General features: G+C 63.3%; 16 protein-coding genes and 1 tRNA gene. 4 read left to right on the top strand and 13 right to left on the bottom strand.

Translation table 11 applies throughout. From position 1 onward, the window contains the following. Window positions 1-13: 13 nt before the first annotated feature. The 4 genes from G391_RS0110840 to G391_RS0110825 all read right to left on the bottom strand — a co-directional run bounded on the left by G391_RS0110840 (window position 14) and on the right by G391_RS0110825 (window position 3,608). Window positions 14-943 carry an aldo/keto reductase gene (locus G391_RS0110840; protein ID WP_029087537.1) on the bottom strand — a complete coding sequence of 310 codons (930 nt, stop codon included), beginning with the start codon at window positions 941-943 and terminating at the stop codon, window positions 14-16. 2 nt (window positions 944-945) lie between these two features. Continuing rightward, complete coding sequence (locus G391_RS0110835; protein ID WP_029087536.1) at window positions 946-1,185, bottom strand: BolA family protein; 240 nt, start codon at window positions 1,183-1,185, stop codon at window positions 946-948. A gap of 71 nt (window positions 1,186-1,256) precedes the next feature. Next, the gene (locus tag G391_RS0110830) at window positions 1,257-2,741 is read right to left on the bottom strand and encodes a replicative DNA helicase (RefSeq protein WP_035304281.1); all 1,485 of its coding nucleotides are present in this window, start codon (window positions 2,739-2,741) and stop codon (window positions 1,257-1,259) included. A 123-nt stretch (window positions 2,742-2,864) separates the two neighbouring features. Beyond that, a complete protein-coding gene (locus G391_RS0110825) occupies window positions 2,865-3,608 on the bottom strand; it encodes a polysaccharide biosynthesis/export family protein (RefSeq protein ID WP_029087534.1) in 744 nt (247 codons plus the stop codon). A gap of 115 nt (window positions 3,609-3,723) precedes the next feature. Between G391_RS0110825 and G391_RS0110820 the strand changes: the two genes are divergently transcribed. Genes G391_RS0110820 through G391_RS14620 form a run of 3 tightly spaced genes read left to right on the top strand, consistent with a single transcriptional unit; the run spans window position 3,724 to window position 7,249 of the window. Then, window positions 3,724-5,202, top strand: a complete 1,479-nt coding sequence (locus G391_RS0110820; RefSeq protein ID WP_245572086.1) for a GumC family protein — start codon at window positions 3,724-3,726, stop codon at window positions 5,200-5,202. Window positions 5,203-5,249: 47 nt separating this feature from the next. After that, window positions 5,250-5,951, top strand: coding sequence for a P-loop NTPase family protein (locus G391_RS0110815; RefSeq protein ID WP_029087532.1), 702 nt, complete (start codon window positions 5,250-5,252; stop codon window positions 5,949-5,951). After that, on the top strand, window positions 5,948-7,249 hold the full coding sequence (locus G391_RS14620) for an O-antigen ligase family protein (RefSeq protein ID WP_245572085.1): 1,302 nt from the start codon (window positions 5,948-5,950) through the stop codon (window positions 7,247-7,249). The genes G391_RS0110815 and G391_RS14620 overlap by 4 nt, the downstream gene beginning before the upstream one ends. Here G391_RS14620 and G391_RS14615 read toward each other — a convergent pair. Genes G391_RS14615 through G391_RS0110785 form a run of 5 tightly spaced genes read right to left on the bottom strand, consistent with a single transcriptional unit; the run spans window position 7,207 to window position 12,853 of the window. Further along, window positions 7,207-8,142, bottom strand: coding sequence for a glycosyltransferase family 2 protein (locus G391_RS14615; protein WP_035304280.1), 936 nt, complete (start codon window positions 8,140-8,142; stop codon window positions 7,207-7,209). The two genes, G391_RS14620 and G391_RS14615, sit on opposite strands and share 43 nt — an antisense overlap. A 2-nt stretch (window positions 8,143-8,144) precedes the next feature. Further along, on the bottom strand, window positions 8,145-8,903 hold the full coding sequence (locus G391_RS0110800; protein ID WP_029087531.1) for a polysaccharide deacetylase family protein: 759 nt from the start codon (window positions 8,901-8,903) through the stop codon (window positions 8,145-8,147). After that, entirely contained in the window at window positions 8,900-9,820 is a 921-nt protein-coding gene (locus G391_RS0110795; protein WP_029087530.1) for a glycosyltransferase family 2 protein, read from the bottom strand. Before G391_RS0110795 ends, G391_RS0110800 begins: the two co-directional genes overlap by 4 nt. A gap of 26 nt (window positions 9,821-9,846) precedes the next feature. Beyond that, window positions 9,847-11,295 (bottom strand): lipopolysaccharide biosynthesis protein, encoded by a 1,449-nt coding sequence (locus tag G391_RS0110790; protein ID WP_029087529.1) that lies wholly within the window; start codon window positions 11,293-11,295, stop codon window positions 9,847-9,849. Between the two features lie 4 nt (window positions 11,296-11,299). Beyond that, the gene (locus tag G391_RS0110785; RefSeq protein ID WP_084169217.1) at window positions 11,300-12,853 is read right to left on the bottom strand and encodes an exopolysaccharide biosynthesis polyprenyl glycosylphosphotransferase; all 1,554 of its coding nucleotides are present in this window, start codon (window positions 12,851-12,853) and stop codon (window positions 11,300-11,302) included. Window positions 12,854-12,949: 96 nt separating this feature from the next. On the opposite strand from G391_RS0110785, the gene G391_RS0110780 reads away from it, so the two are divergent. After that, window positions 12,950-13,041 (top strand) — tRNA-Ser (locus tag G391_RS0110780). Window positions 13,042-13,639: 598 nt separating this feature from the next. Here the strand turns inward: G391_RS0110780 and G391_RS0110775 are convergent. From G391_RS0110775 to G391_RS0110760, 4 genes are all read right to left on the bottom strand, one after another. Further along, window positions 13,640-15,895 (bottom strand): AAA family ATPase, encoded by a 2,256-nt coding sequence (locus tag G391_RS0110775; protein WP_029087527.1) that lies wholly within the window; start codon window positions 15,893-15,895, stop codon window positions 13,640-13,642. 182 nt (window positions 15,896-16,077) lie between these two features. Beyond that, the gene (locus tag G391_RS0110770; protein WP_029087526.1) at window positions 16,078-16,803 is read right to left on the bottom strand and encodes a GIY-YIG nuclease family protein; all 726 of its coding nucleotides are present in this window, start codon (window positions 16,801-16,803) and stop codon (window positions 16,078-16,080) included. Then, window positions 16,804-18,153 carry a DNA cytosine methyltransferase gene (locus G391_RS0110765; protein WP_342663506.1) on the bottom strand — a complete coding sequence of 450 codons (1,350 nt, stop codon included), beginning with the start codon at window positions 18,151-18,153 and terminating at the stop codon, window positions 16,804-16,806. Between the two features lie 46 nt (window positions 18,154-18,199). Then, the gene (locus tag G391_RS0110760) at window positions 18,200-19,333 is read right to left on the bottom strand and encodes a calponin homology domain-containing protein (protein ID WP_029087524.1); all 1,134 of its coding nucleotides are present in this window, start codon (window positions 19,331-19,333) and stop codon (window positions 18,200-18,202) included. Window positions 19,334-19,522: the final 189 nt, after the last annotated feature.

Genomic DNA, 19,522 nt, shown 5'->3' with positions numbered 1-19,522 from the left:
CGCTCGCCTCAGGTCAAGCCGTACGGGCCGACGCCATCTTGACGCGTGCCATTTCGATCTGGGCGACCATTCCTGGCGGCAGGGTTCGCTCTGGCAGTTCAGCCAGGCGCGCCAGGTGTTCGGAGTCGCTTGTGTCGATGACCACGCTGGCCAGCATCGGCTCAGACAAGGCGTAGCTCAGACAGATTTCCTCGGCCGTCCAACCCGGCGTTTGATGCAGAAACGCAAAGCCCTCGAGGCCGTCGTTTCTGAGGTCACTGTTCTGGTGTTTTGACCGGCCCCAGTCGAACAAGCCCCACTTGGGTCGATTGCCCGACTCGATCTTCTTCAGGGACGACAGATAGTCGGGGAAGAAATCGTAGCCGACGACGGCCATGTCACGGCTGACGGCGGCATTGACGCGGTTTCGTGTGGTCCAGGACGCATCGACGTTGAATGGCGTGGCCAGGACATCAAAGGCATTTGTGGAGACATAGGCATCCATGACCTTGTCCCCGCCGGCAATGCCCAGCATCTGAATGCGACCGGAAGCTCGCAGCGCCTTCAACGCAGACAGCGTGGCGTGAGACAGCTCATCCTCATGGGGGTCGTCCAACAGCACCATGTCGAGGTACTCGATCCCCGAGGCGAGCAGCACCGCATCGATAGCCGCGGTGACGCCGGCCGGAGAGAGATCGCGTATAAGCTGACCACGTTGGCTGACGTTGCCGATACGGACGGCAACGAAAATCAGATGCCGATCAACATCAGCGACCGCGCGGCCGACCAGCTCGGCGAGGATCGCATCCGGGGTTTCCAGAAGGAAACTGTTAATGCCGTTTTCCATCGCCTCGGTGACGAGAGCGGGCCCAGCCGTCTTGCCGCGCGCCAGCGTGCGTTCGCTGAGGTTTAGAGTCAGGTCCGAGATAGACCTACCGGAGCGGCCAAAGGAACGGTAGCGCATGATCAGGACCCCGTGCGTGGGAGGGTTTCGAGGGCGAGCGCATGAAGTTCCCCACCCATCCTGCCTCCCAGAGCGGCGTAAACGAGTTGGTGTTGACGCACACGCGCCAGCCCTTTGAAGGCGTCGGAAACGATACGCGCACGATAGTGATCGCCGTCGCCGGCAAGATCGGTGATCTCGATCTCCGCGTCAGGGAACGCGCTTCGCAGCGCCGCTTCCAGGGCATCGGCAGGCATAGGCATTCGTACGCGGTTCCTAAAATTCCGACGCAGGATGCGCTGGAAACCTTAATGAGTGGAAACCACTGTTCGATTTATCGAGGGTCGTATCGACCTGTCTGGGCCAGGTTGCCGAACCGGGTGGTGTTCTCGTCGAAGCTGACCTTGACGGTGCCGATCGGGCCGTGACGCTGCTTGCCGATGATGACCTCGGCCTTGCCGCGGACCTCATCCATGTCCTGCTGCCATTTCAGGTGTTCTTCCGAGCCTTCGCGGGGCTCGGTGCGACCCAGGTAATAGCTTTCCCGGTAAACGAACATGACCACATCGGCATCCTGTTCGATCGAGCCGGATTCGCGCAGGTCCGACAGTTGTGGGCGCTTGTCCTCTCGGCTTTCGACCTGACGTGACAACTGCGACAGGGCCACGACCGGCACGTTCAGTTCCTTGGCCAGAGCCTTCAGGGTCTGGGTGATCTCAGACACCTCCTGAACCCTGTTCATGTCGCGCTTGCCTTCGCTGGCGGCGGTCGCCAGCTGGAGGTAGTCGACCACGATCAGATCCAGGCCGTGTTCGGCCCGCTTAAGACGGCGAGCTCGAGCCGCCAGCTTGCCGATCGGCAGGCCACCGGTGGCGTCAATGAACAGTGGGGCCTCACCGATTTCGATGGCGGCATCCCGGACGCGCCCGAAATCCGAAGCGTCGATCTCACCCTTGCGCAGGCGATCTGAAGAGACGCCGGAGGCATCGGCCAGAATACGCATGGCCAGCTGTTCGGCGCTCATTTCCAGGGAGAAGAAGGCGACCACGCCACCCGACGTCGTCTTGCGACCGTCCGGCGTCGGTTCCCACTTGTAGTTGCGGGCGACATTGAAGGCGATGTTGGTGGCCAGCGCCGTCTTACCCATCGATGGACGCCCGGCCAGGATCAACAAGTCCGAGGGATAGAGGCCACCGAGTTTCTGATCGAGGTCCGCCAGTCCCGTCGACAGACCAGCCAGCCCGCCGTCACGCTGGAAAGCCTCGGCGGCCATGTCAACGGCACCGGCCAAGGCATTGGAAAATGGCACGAACCCGGTCGATGAGGCACCGGTTTCTGCGAGAGTGTATAGCGACTGTTCCGCCTGCTCGATCTGTTCGCGAGCGTCCTTGCCGGGCTCAGGAGCCTGTTTGACGATGTCACCGCCGATGCGGATCAGGTCACGGCGGAGCGCCAGGTCATAGACCAGGCGGCCATAGTCAGCGGCGTGCGAACCCGGGGGCGCGCGGTCCACCAGATCGGCGAGATAGCGGATGCCGCCCAGTTCATCGAAGGCCGGATCCTTGCGGAACCGTTCGACCAGGATGTTCGGGTCAGCCAGCAACCCCTGGCGCACATGTTCCTCTATGGCGTCGAACAGGCGCTGGTGGAAAGGTTCATAGAAATGCTTGCCGGCCAGCTTGTCACTCAGCCGCTCGGTGACCTGGTTGTCGAACAGCAGGGCCCCCAGAATGGCCTGCTCCGCCTCCAGGTTGTGAGGCAGGCTATTGACCTCGGTGTCGGTCACAGACGGAGAGGGGGCAAGCGCGAGAGAGGTCATGGGCGTTAACCCTTTGGCCTATGCACGCCGGTTACGCCAAGGGCGGTCGCCGGTTTCGCCTGGGGGCGAAATGGCCGGACCTGTGGATGCCACCGATTTTCCGTACTGGATCAGTCCGACCGATCAGAACTGCTGGTACTGGCCGTTGATGGCATAGGTGAAGCCGATGGGCAGGGCGTCGCGAATCTGTCCGATGAAGACGGCGACTTCGGCAATCGTTGTTCGCGGGACGTAGATGATGTCCATCCGCCGCAGGGCCACATGTTCCATGTCCCCTCGCGACAGGTCGATGGTTCGCATCATCCGCCGACCGCCGGGACCACGACGGATCAGGCCGACCTCATCGCGCCGTCCCGAGGGCAGGAAACCGCCGGCCATAATGACCGCCTGGTAGGCGTCGATGTCGCCGGGCATGTCATAGACGCCGGGCGTGCGGACCTCGCCATCCACCCAGACCTTGAGCGGTCCGGCCTGGCGCAGCACAACCTCGACCTCCGGGCGGCGCAGGATCGGCGTATAGGCAGCCACGAGGTCGGCTTCGATGTCATAGAGACTGCGATCCGCGACCATGAGCTGGCCGATCAGAGGCATGGAAATGCGACCGTCCGGCCCGACGGTCAGCTGCTGGTTCAGTTCCGGGGCGCTGGGCGTGCGCACGTCGATCTGATCACCCGGATAGAGCAGATACTCGGGCTCGGCCTCGCTCCAATCGGAAAAGCCGATGTCTGCAAAGCTGCCAGAGCTAAAGGTACTCCGGTCCTGGCGACCGATTCCGGGGGTCGGATAGCGCGAATAGCCACCGCCGCAGGCGACGGTGAGGGCGGAGCCGGCAATAGCGGTCAGAAGGGCGCGGCGGTTGGGCAACATCGGCTCGAACGACTCTTTCTGAATAGGGGGAGCCTTAACGGCAAAACGTAACCAGCAGTTAACGCACGCCCTCCAAAGGTGGTTGTCGTTAACCATGAGGCGAGTCGCGCATTCCATGCCTATGCAGGGACAGTCGGGCGGGTACGGGGCAGGTCAGGCACGGCTGACCTGGTCGTCACGGCCGCGCCATGGCTGGGACGACATGATCACGCTGTTGTGGCGTGAGCGTCTGATGATGCTGATCGTTTTTCTGGTGTTGTTTGGCATAGGGGTGTTTGCCGCCTTTTCCCTTCCCAAGACCTACACCGCCCATTCCAGCCTGCTGGTTCAGATGAGCCAGGAATATGTCTACGAGCCACGCGCGGGTGACGCGGCGCGTGGAGCCATTCCCGAAGTGACCGACGTGGTCCAGGCCGAGGCGGCCATCCTCGCGAGCGCGGCCCTGCATCAGAGGGTCGTGGAGGTCATGGGGCCGGGTACGATCCTCGGGCCAAGAGCCCACGGCACACCGGCGGAGCAGCAGACAGCGGCGGTTATCGCCTTGGGGCGGAGCCTGGAAATCGGCACGGCCCCGGATACAGGGGTGATCCAGCTGGCCTACAAGTCTGAGGACAGTCAGGCGGCCGCGGCCATCCTCAACCAGATCATCCAGACCTATCAGGCCTATCGCCGCGAAGTATTCCGCGACACCACCACGCCCCTCCTGGCCGAACAGCGCGACGCGATCGAACGCCAACAGAACGACACGGATCGTGCCTATGAGCAGTTCCTGAACGAGAACGACATTGGTGACTTCGCGACTGAACGCCAAGCGGTCGCTGCCAGCTATCAGACGACCTACAACGAACTGCTCTCGGTGGAGGCTCAGCTTCGTCAGGCCGAGGGCCGGCTGGCCGCGCTGCGCGCCGAGATGACATCGATCCCGGCCGAGATCACCCTCCAGCAAGACCTCAACCTTTCGGTCCAGAGCCAGATCGTTGAGCTGAGGGCCGACCGTGAGGAACTGCTAGGCCGCTATCAGCCGGATGCGCCGCCTGTGCGGGACATTGATGCTCAGCTCTCCCAACTCGAGGCTCTGGCCCGAAGCGGTAATGCGTCCGGCGTGCGCGACCAGCGCCTCGGCCCCAATCCGGTCTGGCAGGATCTGGAGATGGATCGCGTGCGCGCCCAGGCCGAGCGCGATTCCCTGGCGGCGCGTCGCGCGGTCCTGGCGGCTCAGGTCGATTCCCTGGCGGAACGCCAGGGGCAGTTGGTCGCTCTGGAAAGCCGCAACGGGGCGCTCAACGCCGAACGCGAGGTTCTGTCGACCGCCTATCGTGATTTTACCGCGCGGCAAGTCCAGTCCAGTGCTTCGGCTGATCTGGCGCGCGGCGGGGCGGACAGTGTCCGCGTCATCGCCGCCGCGACCCCGCCGGATCGGGCCTCAAGTCTGCGCAAGCCGTTGCTGGCCCTGGCCTTTCTGTTCGCCGGCTTCACCGCATTGTGCTTCGGGCTGATGAGGGTGTTTCTGGGCCGTCGTTTTGTCACCGCCGGTTCGGCGTCGCGCACGCTCGACCTGCCGGTGCTGGCGGTAACGCCAGCCAAGGGTCGGTGAGCCGTGGTAGCTTCTGGTCTTGGTGACACGCAAAGTGTGATTCGATCATGGTGGACCTGACACAGGAGATGGCGGCCCTTTGGGCGTCACTCGGTCCGTCGCGACCGGATCGCGGTCGTGTGATTCAGTTCATTTCGGCCACATCGGGTGAGGGAACCTCGACCGTTGCCCGCGAATACGCGCGACTGGCAGCGGTCCGGGCGCGCAAACCGGTTTGGCTGGTGGATGCTGACCTGAACAATCAGACTCAGCAAAGCCTCGTGGCGCGAGAGACGGATCGGTTCGGTGCCCTGGGCCGCCCGGCTCTGGCGTCACCCAATGGATCCGCCTTCTTCACGATTCAGCCGGCCTTGCGAGGCCGGGATGGCCGCCTGATTGCCGATGCCCGCTTGCTGTCGGCACGTCCTTGTCTGGGGCGCCGCCTCTGGGTGACGCAATTCAGGTCCGACGTGCTCAAGGCGGGACAACGGGCCGTGGCTCTGCCGCGCGGGGCCTATTGGGACGCCATGCGTCGACATGCCGAGACGGTCATCGTGGATTCGCCGTCTGCGGATCGGACGGACTTTGGGCTGACGATTGCGCCATTTGCCGACGCTGTGGTTCTGGTTGTGGCGGCGGAAGCCTCGGATGCATCTCTGGGGGCCGACCTGCGTGACGAACTGGAGAACGCCGGGGCCCGATGTGCCGGGCTGGTGTTCAACCGGGCCAGGGCACAGCCCCCGTCCTTTCTGAAAAGAGTCATGGGGTGACTGCCCAACTGTGGTCCCTGGCTCAGATGCGGGCACAGGCGGAGCCGCGGCCGACGGCAATGGATGGGCTCGCCTTTGCCAGCGGTGTTCTTCTGGTCCTGATCTATTCGCAAGGCTGGCTAGGCCCCGTTATGGGCTATGGCGCGGCGACCCAGGAAGGGCCGTTGATCCGCCTGATCTATTTTCCGGCCTATTTCGCAGGGCTGTTTCTGGTCCTGACGGCCTTGCCGCGGACGATTGAAGGCCTGGTTCGATCGCCCCTGTTGCTGGTCCTGCTAGGTCTGGTGGCCGTGTCCTGGTTCTGGTCCGTCGATCCGTCTGCGACCGTTCGGCGGTTCGTGGCCCTGGGTTTTACATCTCTGGGAGGGGTCGCTCTGGCGGCTCGTTTTCGTTGGCCGACCTTTGCTGAGTTGGTGGCTACGGCTTTTGCCGTTCTGGCGGTTTTGTCCGTCTTGATGGCCTTGGCCAAGCCAGAATGGGGCCTGATGACCAGGGAATTCCCCGGGGCTTGGAGAGGGCTCTGGCTCGAGAAGAACAATCTCGGGGGCAATATGACCGTCGGCTTCGGTTTTTGCGTGGCCGCAGCTGTGCTCGCCCCGCAACGACGGAAGATGTGGGCCGCGTTTGCGCTGCTCTGCGTCTTGCTCGTGGCGGCTTCGACTTCGAAGACGTCGCTGGTTGTGCTCTTGCTCACCGTAGGCTGCATGGGATTCGTCTGGTTGGTTCACCGGGGTCCCGCAGCCGGTGTGTCGGCCGCCTGGGTGGGCCTGGTCGGGCTCTTTCTGATTGCGGCGATCTGGTTGTTCGCCGCCGACGCCGTCTTTGATTTTCTGGGCAAAGACGCGACCCTGACCGGGCGTACCGAGATTTGGGACGGCATCAACCGCGTCATGGTCGGCCATGCCTGGACCGGCTACGGGTACGGGGCGATCTGGGACGACACAGATGCCTTCGCGCCGCTGGCGTGGATCACCCACTATGCCGGCTTCCGGGCCAACCACGCGCACAACGGCTGGATGGAGATCTGGCTGAACATCGGCCTGATCGGCGTTATCGCCTTTGGGCTTTGGTTCACCGAAACCTGGATGCGCACGCTCTGGGCCACCTTCTCAGGAGATGAGGGGGCCTGGGTCGCCCTGCCGTTTGTCGCCGCCTATTCCATCGCCATGCTGACCGAGAGCATCACCTTGAATTGGCACGACATGCGTTGGGTGCTGTTCGTGGCCGTGGCGGTCAAGCTGGCGCTGGGCGACCCTCAGCCGGCGCGCTGGGTCCGCTTCAACTCGGCCATGCCGTAGAACTGCGGTTCGAACGGCTTCATCCAGAACAGTTTGCCGAGGCCACGGATTGCCCTGTCGGTCGTGTCGACCCGCGCAGCATGGCCGATCAACCATTGACCGACGGCGAGGGCTCCAAAGACAGCAAATTGGCCTGAGCCAACCACCATCCAGCCCACGACGTTCACCCAGTTTCGATGCCGCGCGGCCAGTTGGCTGGGGCTTTGCCCGAAGGCGAAGGCGCGTCTCAGCGCATAGGAGAGGTTGGCTCGGTGTGGTGGTGCCGCCTCGTCGACCCAAGCCTGGGACGACCAGCCCCATTGAACGCCTGACAGCGCCAGATGCTGAAACAGGGCATCATCTTCGCCACCGGACTGGTCGGCGTCGAGGTCGAAAGGGGGATTTCGATCCAGAGTTCCCGCCCGCACAAAGAGCGAGTTTCCACAGCCGTATGGCTGATCGACAAGCCCATCCTGCGCCGGTCCGGAGCGTCCGAAAAACCGTTCCAGGTATGGACGGATCGCCTCGGGTGCCGACGGCGCTCGGCCCCGGATCGGCCCAAAGACGACTTTCACCCCGAGGGTGGCCCGTGTCTGTCGTAGGGCGCTGAGCCATCCGGGTGCCGCGACTTCATCGTCATCCAGAAAGGCGATGAGCTCGGCGTCCGTCGCGGCCAGGCCTGTGTTCCGCGCGGTCGCGATGCCAGGCCTTGGCGCGTGAACATAGATGAGCGGGAAGGGCGCTTCACGCGCCAGCTGCTCGACAACCTCGCGTGCAGACCCTTCCGGGTCATTGTCCGAGATCACCATTTCGTCGGGCCGGGCATCCAGACCGCGCTGAGCCATGACCGAGCGGATGGCGATCTCCAGCGCCTCAGGACGTCGCAGGGTTGGCGTGACAACGGCCAGGCGCATGATCAGACAATCCCGAGCCGGCCAAGGACGGTGCCTACCGGCGCGACATGGGCACCTGCCGACGCGCGCCGAACCAGTCGATCGAAGGCGTCAGGCGTGCAGCCCCAGTCCGATGCCGTCTCGCGCACATCGTGGGTGTACAGGATCAACCACACTCGTTGACGGATGGCCCGGTCGATCCAGCCTGCGGCCCGACGTTCGCCCTCCGGTCCCTCGATCCCCACGGCAGGCAATTGGTTCAGGTCGGTGCCCGGCGTCACCAGCCCCGGATGCAGAGCCCGCAGGGATCCAAAGCGGCGATTCAGAACACGTTTTGCACCGGGCGAAACGTCACCATAGGGATAGGCGAAATGGCGGGTGGTGATGCCGACCTCGCTCAGGGCTTCGATGTTGCGGTCAACGTCACGGTCGATGTCAGGTTCGGAGGCCTTGCCGCAGTCCAGGTGACTGAAGGTGTGGCAGGCAATCTCATGGCCGCGAACGGAAAGGTCGGCATAGTCACGCCGGTCAGCGTAGTCGCCCATGTGGCCGGGTTTGCCGTCCAGGCCCGCGCAAACATAGTAAGTGCCCCGCTTGCCGTGGGCCTCAAGGATCTGGGCACCGGCCGTGGCAGCAGAGCGGGGTGAATCGTCAAAGCTGAACGAGATCAGGGGACCGTCGATCGCCCCCCCAATCGGTCGCCGATGAACGGCGCGCGCCCAGCGTCGCCGCAGCTTGCCCTTCAGCGAACGGTCTGGCGAATAGGGCTCGAGCGCACTCATACCGCCTCCGAATAGAGGGCGGCGCGATACAGCCTCAGGGAAAAGGCCCGAGCCGCCACCGGGACGCGTTCGTCAAGGGCGGCCTTCTTGAACAGCGAGCGCCACCGGCGCACGCCAGGTGCCGACTTGAGCAGGCGGGCGGCGCGATAGCTGGGATATTGGCTGACAAAGTCGGGATGCCGGTCCACAACGCGGGCGAAGTTGGCCACGGATTGTTCGTATTTTCCGGCCAGCTTGTCGGCACTCTCAAGGCCGAGGTGGGTCGCCGGATTGTCCAGATGGACGACACGGAACCGCCGCGCCACGCGCATCGCCCATTCGACATCTTCCCAACCCCAGCCCGAGAATTCCGAATCGAAGGCCTCGGCCTCGAACACATCACGGCGAACCAGTAGGTTTGAGGTGTAGACGTACTTCTCAGGCTGAAGCGCGCGTTCCTGGTAGGGGATGCACTCGGACTTTTGCGACATGGCGCGATGGACAGCAAAGGCGCGGTCCTGCGGGGCCTGCAACAGAGAAAAACCACCGAAGGCGACCGCCGGGTCCTGGCGCGCGACCAGATCGGCCCAGGTTTGCAGAAAGCGCCGATCATCCGGCAGCATATCGGAGTCCAGAAACAGGAAACTGCCGCCGCGCGCCGACGTGGTCAGTCGGTTGCGTCCCCGGGAGCGTCCCTCATTTTTCTTCAAGCGGATGAAACGTGTGGGCAGGCGCGATGCCTGGACCAGGCCCGTAACCCGCTCGGCCAGAGCGTCGTCACCGGAACCGTCATCCAAAAGGATCAGCTCAACCGAGCCGGCCAGGGCCTGGGCCTCATCCGACAGCGCCTCGATCAATCCGCTGGGATCATCCCGAAAGAAGGGCACCAGAACAGACACCGCAGGACGCGCAGTGCGCCAGGCAGCGTTGTCGGTCATCGCTCGGGTTTTGGGCGCGCTACGTTTCATGCGGCCCATCTTGCCTGAAAGGTCTTGAGAACCTGTGAGCCGTGGTCACGCACGCCGGCGGCGTTGATGAGCCAGGCAACCGCCCCATAGACCAAAGCCCCGACTGTGGCCTTGGAGATCAGCTCCACCAGACCGCCTGAAGCCGGTACCAGCCAGACGGCAACCGCCATGACCAGAGTTGCAAGCCCGCAGCGCACAATGGCTGCCCCCGGGATCGGCAAGGAGACGGCACGGGCTCCAAGCGCCGCAGAGGCCACCAGGCCCAGGCCATAGCTGAGCGCCGTCGCCAGGGCGGCACCCATCACACCCATTCGCGGAATGAGCACCAGATTGAGCACCAGGTTCAGTCCGGCAGGGATGGCCATGGCCACCAGCAACAGGCCGGTGCGCCGGGCGAGGGTAAAGGCCTGATGGAAATAGTAGGTCGTCAGACCAGCGAAGAGGGCCGACAAGGCTATCAAGGGGGTGATGGCGGCGGCTGTTTCGCGAAGCTGTTCGCCAATGATCAACTCGGCGAGCGGTTGGGCGACGAGCGCCAGGCCTGCGGCGGCCGGCAGTGCGATCAGCACAAAGGTCGATGCCTGTTCACGCGCCGCTGTCTTGAGGGCCGCGCGGCCGCCTCGTTCCAGCGCCATTACCAGGGCCGGCCCAGAGGCGGCCCCGAGCCAGATGAAGATGACATCCAGCGTTCGGTTGGCGAGGCTGTAGCCCGCATGATAGGCCCCGACCGCCGCCTCATCCAGGAACGCCGCCAACAGCAGCCGGTCCGTGGACGACAGGACCAGCGCCAAAATCAGGGACGCCGCAATCGGATAGCCGTAGGCCGCATAGACGCGTGCGCGCGCCGGCTCGGGCGGCGTCTGACGCCCTTTGCGGACCTCCCCCGGTGTGAAGAGCAGGGCCGCGAGGAAGGGGGCAACGGCGAGGCCAACCAGCGGCGCCGACCCACCGCCGCCCAGCAAAGCCGCTACGATGCCGATGGCAAAGCCTCCCAGGGTCACTGCGATGTCCAGGCTGGAGGCGGCCATGACGGCCCCCTCGGCGCGTTGGCGTTCCTGGATCAGTCGAAAGGCGCTCCGCATTGGAACGCCGACCAGCCCCACAGCGACGGCGAGCTTGAGGTGATGGTCCAGGGGCCACAGCCACACAAAGGCCGCTGCCACGGGAAGATAGGCGGCGGTGATCCACCCAAATGTTCGGTAAAGCGTCGCAAAGTGCGCCCGCATGGTTTCGGGAGAAGACTGCGCGGCCCAGAACCGCGCCATGGCGGCCTCGATCCAGGTAAAGCAGGCGACGTGCGCCAGGCTCATCACTGAAAAGGCCAGGGCGTATTGCCCGAACTCGTGCGCGCTCAGCAGGCGCGTGAAGAACAGCAGGGTGAGAACACCGACCAGTCCCTGCACAATGTTGGCGGGGAGATAGCCGACCAGACCGCGCCAGAACATCGCCCTAACGCACCGTCGCGCGGTCGCCGAGCAACACAGGCGCGGTCACCAGAATGATCCAGACGTCCAGCCAGAAGGATTGGCGCTCGATATAGTCGATGTCTAGCTGGACGCGACGCTTGACGTCGCCTGCGCTATGCAGGGGACCACGAGAGCCCTTGATGGCGGCCCAGCCGGTCATGCCCGGCTTCATCCGGTGGCGGTGGGCATACTCAGCCACCAGGCGGGCGGATTCGGTATCGCCGGTCTTCATTCCGACAGCGTGCGGGCGCGGCCCGACCAGAGACATTTCGCCCTTCATCACGTTGAGAAGCTGTGGAAGTTCGTCCAGGCTGGTCTTGCGCAGAAACTTGCCGAAACGGGTGATCCGGTCATCGTCGGCCGTGACCTGACGGGCGGCCGTCGCATCCGCTGTCTCGTGGCGCATGGTGCGGAATTTCCAGACTAGGATTTCCTCGTTGTTGAAGCCGTGGCGGCGCTGGCGAAAGAAGATCGGACCGGGGCTGTCCATCTTGATGCCGACGGCGACCAGGGCGAGAAGTGGGGCCAGCCCAAACAGCATGGTGCCGCCGATAACCAGGTCTTGAAGGCGCTTGGCGAACGCGACCCGGTCGGGGTCCCGCGACCCATCAATCGAGGCCAGTGGCGACCGGGCAAGGCGCGCCAGCGAGGCATCGCGTGCGTCTTCGCCGTCCTGATCCACCACAAGCGAGACGGCATTGGGCAGGATGGCCAAGCGTTGGGTGATCTGTCCGACACGGGCGCGGGCTGACGGATCAACCGCGACCACGATGTGGTCCAGGTACGGTGTCAGGCGATGACTGACCAGCGCGTCGAGATCGCCCAGAACGGGCACACCACCCACGGCGTCCGGGGCGCGTCCCAGCCGATCATCGAAAACCCCCAGCACATTCATGTCGCGACGGCGCAAGGCCTCATTGATCAGGCGCTCGGCGTGTTTTGTGGCTCCAACGATGGCGATCGATGGCGTCAGGCGACCGTCGGCCCGCCACTGATTGACGACCCCCCACCACAGGGCATGCAGAAGGCCGATCAGAGCCGCACCGGCCATCGCCCATTCGGTCAGCGGCGTCAGCGTAGATATCTGGCCGATAGGGATAGCGACGAACGCGCCGGCCAGGGTCCCCAGGGCTAAGGAGGTCGCCACCTTGAGCAGATGAATATCCAGCCGTTCGCCCCGCGCGAATCCATACAGCCGCATCCCTCTCAAGGCGACCAGTGCGACCAGAACCGCCGTCGCCAGGGGGGCGACGGCGGCAACCGGAGCGGTCATCGGGGACGTGCCCGACGCCAGCATCAAGGCGAGGGTCAGGCTGATCAGGCACGCAATGTCGATGCCGCGAAAATAGAAGGATGACAGGCGCTCAGACTGGCGCTTACGGCTGCTGACCAGCTTTTCAGGGCGGAAGGGGCCACGCCGATTGCGCGGATCCGGAGCTCCCAGCGCCTTGGCGGCCATGGCCTGGAGTCCAGCCGCATCCAGGCCCCTTTGCGGGGGCGGGTCGCCAGGAATGCGGATGCGGGCGGAGTTCGACATGCGCCTATTGTGTCGCTTGCCGGTGGAATTCCCGTTAACGGGGGCGTCAGAGCCCCTTGCGGAAGCCGCCGCCGCCCGGTAGGTCACGCGCCTGCCGGAGACGTGGCCGAGTGGCTGAAGGCAACGGTTTGCTAAATCGTCGTACCGGGTAACCGGTACCGAGGGTTCGAATCCCTCCGTCTCCGCCAGCAATACCCTATTGATTTTATTGAATAAATTTATCCGGGGTATTGTTGCGCGTGTTCCGCGGCTTGCGAACCTCGCGGTCGCGGATCTCTGACTCTCTGTGGCGCCTTTGGTGAGCGGTTCGGGGGCCTGAGACCGCAGATTCTCTCCGCGAAACGGATTGAGTACCCATTTCCACACAGCGCCAAGGCGTGACCTGTGCGGCAAAGGCGAGGTTCGGCCTAGGATTTCTGGAAATGCGCCGGAGCTTCCGTGGGTTGGAGCAATGGGTACCGAGCGTTCGTATCCCTACGTGCCCGCCAGCAATACCCTATTGATTTTATTGAATAAATTTATCCGGGGTATTGTTGCGCGTGTTCCGCGGCTTGCGAACCTCACGGGCGCGGATCTCTGACTCTCTGTGGCGCCTTTGGTGAGCGGTTCGGGGGCCTGAGACCGCAGATTCTCTCCGCGAAACGGATTGAGTACCCATTTCCAAGTGCAAGCTCGAGCAAGCGCGCTCGCACGGGCTAAGTTCGGCTATGGGCTCTTTGCTGCCGTCAAGAAGGTCTGCTCAGCGCCCTGAGGAGTTCAGAGGTCGCTCCAAGATTTGATGGCTGATCAACCTTTGGCCAACGCCTCAAGCCCGGCGTAATGCAGGGGAGCCACCTGTTTGATCATCTCCAGAAGGTATGCGGTGTTCTTCTGGGTTTCAGAGACCAAGGCGGGATCGAAACCCTTCCCGGTGAAATGCGACAGGTCGTTGGTGAACTTGAAGATCGCCGTCTTTTTGTGCGGGTCGAAGTCCGTCTCATCAAGCTTGCGATAGAGCGACATGTTGGAGGGCAGATGGAAGTCGAGGAAGGTCTCAAGGACTTTCCGAGCCACGTTCGGCACGTGGTAGCAACTGAGGATCGTGCCGTCCGACTGGAATGTGTAGAGCACCTTGAAAAGGTAGTGGTATTCGGTCGCGTGTTCGATCAAAAGCGGGTCGAGTGCCGTGATGCGGGCGGAGCGTCCGGCCGCAGTCTCGGAGCACAGGACCATCGCATACGACTTCTTACCGAGAGAGTTCGGCAGGTTCTGGAACCAGTTGATTACGAGCCGCAGGAACTCGTGATTGTGGGTCAGGATGAAGAGTTGTTTGGCGTCTTGCGTGACGTTTTTCAGGAACGAAAACGCCTGATAGATCGCGCCTGAATCAAGACTGGAAATGGGATCGTCGATGACGACCACGCCCTCTGCCAGGTCGAAGTCCTGATCCTTCAGCTGGACGAGGAAATAGAGGAAGGCGATGGCGGTCTTCTCCCCTTCGCTGAGACGCTTCGCAGGCTTTCCCCGTCGCAGGACGACATAGCCGTCCTTGTTGTTCTCGAAGACGAGATCGGTGCGGCCGAGAAATTGTTTCAGGTGCGCGGTAAGCTCCTCGCCGCCCTTGTGCTCGTTCGAGATCTGGGCCTGCTTTTCGATGATCGACTGCGTGATTGCGGCAAGGCTTCGTTTGTCGGGCAGGCCGTCCCCGCCGTCGTTGAGCAACGTCTCCTCGGCTTTGTAGGTGGCGATTTTTGCCGCCACCTCCTCGACCTGTGCCTTGACGGTCAGGAGATAGTGGGCCTCGATGGCATTTCGGGCCGCCACCTTCTCGGCTTCAAAGCCTTTTGTCTTGGTGTCGTGCCTCTCCATCACATCGGCAATCGCTGTGAGGGCCGCCTTCAATGCTTCTGCATCTGATTGGGCCACGCCGTCATAAGCTTCTGTACGCCGCGTCAGCTTCTCAGCGAGCAGGCCGTCAACGGCGGCCACCCGCGCTCTGACGGCCTCCATTTCATTCTCGAAGGCCGCGACTGCGGTGTCGTAGTCGGCGCGAAGCTCTGAGTAGAGCGCGAGGCGATCCGGCAGTGTGAAGCCGCCAAGGGCCTCCAGCACGGTGGCGATCCAGACCCGCTCGCGGTCGATCTCCGCCTTGAGTTGCTGGTCCTCGACGCTGAAGTGATCCGCAAGGGCCTTCAATCGGGCCGCCGGCAGTGGCTGGGCGCAAAACTCGCAGGTGTCGCTGGCGTGGTGCTTGTGGAGGGTGACGCCTTCCTCAACCCAGGCCGCGATGTCCGGATAACTTGCAAGCCGCGCAATGACGGCTGACTGCGCCGACCGCATCGTGAGTGCCGTGCACCGCTTTGCTAGCGCGTGCGCGGCCCCGACCGGCCCGATGGTCTTGCCAGTCTCGGGCTCAATGATGCCGGGGACATTGAGCTTGCCGACTTCCGGCATCTGCTCCTGCCGCACGGTGGCGCGGTGGATTTCCAGTTCGGAGTGGTTGAGCGACTTGGGGTTCGCAAGCTTGCCAAAGGCGGTTTCGGCGTCGGGCTTGCGATAGTTCCGCAGGGTCGAACCGCTGGTCGCCTCGCCGATGGTCTTGGCGATGGTCGAGAAGATTTTCCCGCGCTCGTTCTCCAGCTTCGTGACGGCGGCGGCGATATCTTGAAGCCGTTTGGTCCGGCCGTCGCGGGTCGCGACCTCGGCTTTGATCTCTGCCGCGACCGCCTTGTTCTCCTCGCCCAGGATCAGGATGTGACGAAGAGGACCGTCGAACCGGCCAATGTTGGCTTCCACAAAGTCGCTGTTGAAGACGCGGACGTTCCGCACGTACTTCTGGCCGTGGGTCAGCGACCCCGATTGCGTATCGACGCTGAATTCGAGGCTCGGGTAGTCCTTGTGCTCGCCCGCCTGAAGGCAGGCGAGAAGCCGGGAAAGCGTTGTCTTGCCGGAGCCGTTCTCACCGTAAATGACGTTGAACCGCTCAAAAGCCTTCAGCTCCGGCGGTGAGGCGTAATTGTCGAATACGCCTAAGCTTTTGATCTTCTTGATCTGTGTGAGCACGTACCCTCCCAGGATGGTACTAGCACAGGTTGCGCCGTGCTCCGAGGGAGGGAAAGCTGTAGTCGCCGCCGAACGACCGTCATTCGGTGCGGCTTCGAGGTCCGTTGCCGGGGCAGGTCTGCCGGAAGCCGTGCTTGCCCAGCCAGTCCTGCACCGGGATGGCTCAGTATGGGAGTGCCAGGCTAGGTGCCGCCGTCGAGCACGTCTTCATGTTCAACCGAGGCGGCTCCACCGAGGGCCTCATAGCGCCTCTCCGCAAGCCACTGTAATCGTCGCGCCTGCGTCTTGAGAACTCGCCGGAGGCCCCCTTGGACTTTCCGCTCGGAGATCACCTGCGCCAAACGTGAGATCACGAGAGCGCGCCGTGCGATACGAAAGTCTGGATGGGAGCGGAGTTCGAAGACTCGATCCGAGACGATCCGCCCGCGCAACGATCGCGGAGCCTCGACAGCCAGAACGCCCGGCGGAGGATCCTTCTCGTTTAGGATCGCCTTGAAGGTCGACCGTTCCACCGCCTGTTCGGTGATCAGCCGCTCTAGAGCGTCGAGGCGACGTTTGGCCTCAACGTCTTTGCCACTGACTTGCTGGAGATCCGGAAGCGGCCAGACCTCGATCTCATAGACTTCAAAAGGGTCGAGGACGGACATCGCCACGGCGTCCGTCCGTTGATTGGTGAGGTGCCGCCGAATGCGGGTGCGCAGCATCTCATTAGTCTGGCCAACGTAGATGGGTTCGCCGTCGTAGTCGAAGAAAGCGTAGACGCCCCACTTATAATTCCCGACCCGCACCCTCAGGCCTGATGGATCGTCAAAACCGGAGTCGAGAAACGCAGCCAGATTGGCGCGCAGATCTTCTGTTTCAAAGGGAGGCAGGTGAGAGCCGTCCTCCAACTGCAGAGGACCCGCCATTCAGGCGACCTGACGCAAAGCCGGAGCGGCCGCCAGCACGGGCTCGAAAACGTGTCGGGCCAGGTGCCGGACGACGGGAGCGGCAACGCCATCGCCCGTCAAATGATAGGCTTCATTGTAGCGGTTCGGGAGGATGTAGCTGTCCTCAAGGCCCATCAGGCGGGCTGTCTCCCTCGCTGAGATGAGGCGAGATCTAACCCGCGGACCGTCGACGACGAGAATGATCTGGCGGCTGGAGCCGCCCGCCGGCGTTCGCAGACATCCCGCCACATCGTCGAACCGGACCTCGGCCCGCTGCACCTTGACCCTTTGGCCGTCGGGACGGGTCCGGCGGTAGACACCGCCCACCATGCGCCGCCCGGCGCGTTTGGCGGCCTCGACCTTGGCCAAGTTCACCGGCGACATCATGTCGAGCAGCTTCTTGGTCTCGAGCTGATTATGCCAGACGACGCTGTCAGGTGTGTCCTCGATCAGATCCGCAAACGTGCTTTGACGCCTTTCGGGAGTGGGGACATTCCACCAGACGAGGTTCTCACGAACCTCTGGAGAGAGAGTATCGATCGCGCGGCTCAGGGCGCGGGTGTGGAACGGGCCGATCGCTTCCGGCGATAAAAGTTCCAGTGGGATCGGGACATCTGCCCGAACGCCGATGACGAACAGGCGGGGTCGAGATTGTGGGACGAAGAGGTCCGCGTTGATGACGAGGGCTCCATAGCGATACCCGGCCTCTGAGAAGGTTCGGCAGATGGCGCGAAAGTCCTCGCCGCCGTGCGACGTCAGCGTGCCGCACACGTTTTCGACAGCCACGAGATCCGGTGCTCGTCCATCGTCCACTAATCTCCGGATCAGGTCCCAAAAGGGATAGAAGGTGCCGGACCGCGCACCGGCGAGGCCCGCCCCGGCACCTGCCAATGAGAGATCTTGGCAGGGGAAGCTGCCCCAGACGAGGTTTGGGGCGCCGGGCAAGGCGCTCGCTTCAAGGTCGCGTATATCCCCGATGGTCAGCTCACCACCGGTCCCCCAGTTGGCTTGATACGTGAAGCCCTTCTTGGCGTCGAAATCGTTGGCGAACAGGCAAGTCCACGCATCGCCAAGTCCAGCACGTGCCATGCCTCCACCAGCGAAGAATTCATAGAAGGACATCTGTCGGTTGCGCGCGGTCATCTTCACTCCGAGCCGAGCAGCATGCGAGATTCGGCAGATGGGAAATCTGACTGCTGCGCGATGCGTCGTCCAGTTCATTGTTTGTTCGTCCGCACGGCTTCTGCGGTTCGTGATCTTTTGTCTACTTCCAGGCGGGGAGCCGATGTCCGCTTCTGGCGCTTTTCGGCCTTCGATTTCGACTGCCATCTAAGCAGCACGACGAAGTTCCGCCCATCGCAGACCTCGAATGCTGTCAACGCATCCGGCCGAAGCGGACCTTCCGAAGGTCGAAGACGGCCAGTCCACTAGGAGTGACCACTCCGTAGTCGGACGTCCACGGCTTCCGAGCTTGAGCGTTCGCGCTTGCCGCATCGGCACGCAGGCCCACGAACCAAAGAAGCTCGCCCTCATGGATTGCGCGCCTCTGCAGGCGCAGCAGTTCCGCAACAGCTTCCCGACCGCGCATCGGCCGCAGCCCATGGCGTGTCAGGATCGCCGGCACGTAGCGTCCCGCGTGCCATTCCTGTGATGGCTCGTCGATCACTTCATCGACGCGAGGCAGGAGCCGTCCGAGCTGCGGCTGCGGTGACCTGGGCGCTCGATAGGCGGTGGCCGGTGCGAAGACAAAGACGGTCGGGCCCAAGGCCCCCCCGCCGTCCCGGAGCGCAGGCTCGGCGAAGCCGTCGGCAAGGGAAGCGAGCCACGCGCCTCGCATCTCCCGCGCCTTCTCTTCGGCCTGCTGTCCGTCGAGCCGAAGGCCTTTGCGCAGCGGGTCCCACGCGACAAACACGGGTCGACGGTCACGTTGGTCCGTGGCCCAAAGGTTTGCGGCGACCCATCCATCCACCCAGAGTTGGGCGCCGGCAGAGTTGACGACGCTCACGCGCTCGAATTGGTCCTTGCCATTCATAATGCAGCCGGGTGTTCCCGTCCGGAACTGGCCTTCGCTGCCCGTTAGGTTGCCCTTCGCCTCGCCGAGCACATGCACCTGCGCTGCGGGGTCCCACGCGATCCAGTCCGGAATGTCGCCAGGCTCGACACGCGCTACAGTGATGGAGCCGACCCTGGTCTGGTCTGTGTGGAGCGGCGTGAAGTTCGTGATTCCCTTAACGTGCTGGAGCATCCCGCGGGCGAAGAAGCGGCCGTAGAGGGCGGAGTAGGCTCGGCGCATTTCGGCGCTGGTAGCGAGGTCCTCGCGCCAACGCAGCCACGTCGTATCGGTCGTGCTGAGGTGGCCGTCGAAAAGCGCGAGGAAGGCCGGGGCCATGGCCGTGCCCTGTATGGTCTCCTCAGCAGCCGCCGCCGCGATCCACCACAGGTTCAGCGCGTGTAGCACAATGTGCGAGGTGCCCGCTGCGTCGACCGTCCTCCGGTACAGCCAGCGCACGCTTGTCGCCGAAGGAGGCGATGGGGATGGGGGGACGGTCATGGATTCTCCCGGGGGGGGTGTGACGGGGATTTGTGTAGAGCTTTACCGTAGCCCATCGAGATCTAGCCGCTGACCCATGTCGCCATTCGAGCTAGGCATCAAAGTCCGCTCATGGCACCAAGCTAACGTTCGGTTTCGCTGAGTACA

The organism is Brevundimonas aveniformis DSM 17977 (genome assembly GCF_000428765.1).
Taxonomy (GTDB): Bacteria; Pseudomonadota; Alphaproteobacteria; order Caulobacterales; family Caulobacteraceae; genus Brevundimonas; species Brevundimonas aveniformis.
The sequence above is the reverse complement of the archived record's forward strand: the minus strand, read 5'-3'. Positions and strand labels throughout refer to the sequence as shown.

Excerpts from the sequence above, each read along its gene's own strand:
- G391_RS0110840 (WP_029087537.1), bottom strand. The coding sequence starts at position 943 with ATGCGCTACCGTTCCTTTGGCCGCTCCGGTAGGTCTATCTCGGACCTG.
- G391_RS0110835 (WP_029087536.1), bottom strand. The coding sequence starts at position 1,185 with ATGCCTATGCCTGCCGATGCCCTGGAAGCGGCGCTGCGAAGCGCGTTC.
- G391_RS0110830 (WP_035304281.1), bottom strand. The coding sequence starts at position 2,741 with ATGACCTCTCTCGCGCTTGCCCCCTCTCCGTCTGTGACCGACACCGAG.
- G391_RS0110825 (WP_029087534.1), bottom strand. The coding sequence starts at position 3,608 with ATGTTGCCCAACCGCCGCGCCCTTCTGACCGCTATTGCCGGCTCCGCC.
- G391_RS0110820 (WP_245572086.1), top strand. The coding sequence starts at position 3,724 with ATGCCTATGCAGGGACAGTCGGGCGGGTACGGGGCAGGTCAGGCACGG.
- G391_RS0110815 (WP_029087532.1), top strand. The coding sequence starts at position 5,250 with ATGGTGGACCTGACACAGGAGATGGCGGCCCTTTGGGCGTCACTCGGT.
- G391_RS14615 (WP_035304280.1), bottom strand. The coding sequence starts at position 8,142 with ATGCGCCTGGCCGTTGTCACGCCAACCCTGCGACGTCCTGAGGCGCTG.
- G391_RS0110800 (WP_029087531.1), bottom strand. The coding sequence starts at position 8,903 with ATGAGTGCGCTCGAGCCCTATTCGCCAGACCGTTCGCTGAAGGGCAAG.
- G391_RS0110795 (WP_029087530.1), bottom strand. The coding sequence starts at position 9,820 with ATGACCGACAACGCTGCCTGGCGCACTGCGCGTCCTGCGGTGTCTGTT.
- G391_RS0110790 (WP_029087529.1), bottom strand. The coding sequence starts at position 11,295 with ATGTTCTGGCGCGGTCTGGTCGGCTATCTCCCCGCCAACATTGTGCAG.
- G391_RS0110785 (WP_084169217.1), bottom strand. The coding sequence starts at position 12,853 with ATGTCGAACTCCGCCCGCATCCGCATTCCTGGCGACCCGCCCCCGCAA.
- G391_RS0110770 (WP_029087526.1), bottom strand. The coding sequence starts at position 16,803 with ATGGCGGGTCCTCTGCAGTTGGAGGACGGCTCTCACCTGCCTCCCTTT.
- G391_RS0110765 (WP_342663506.1), bottom strand. The coding sequence starts at position 18,153 with ATGGCAGTCGAAATCGAAGGCCGAAAAGCGCCAGAAGCGGACATCGGC.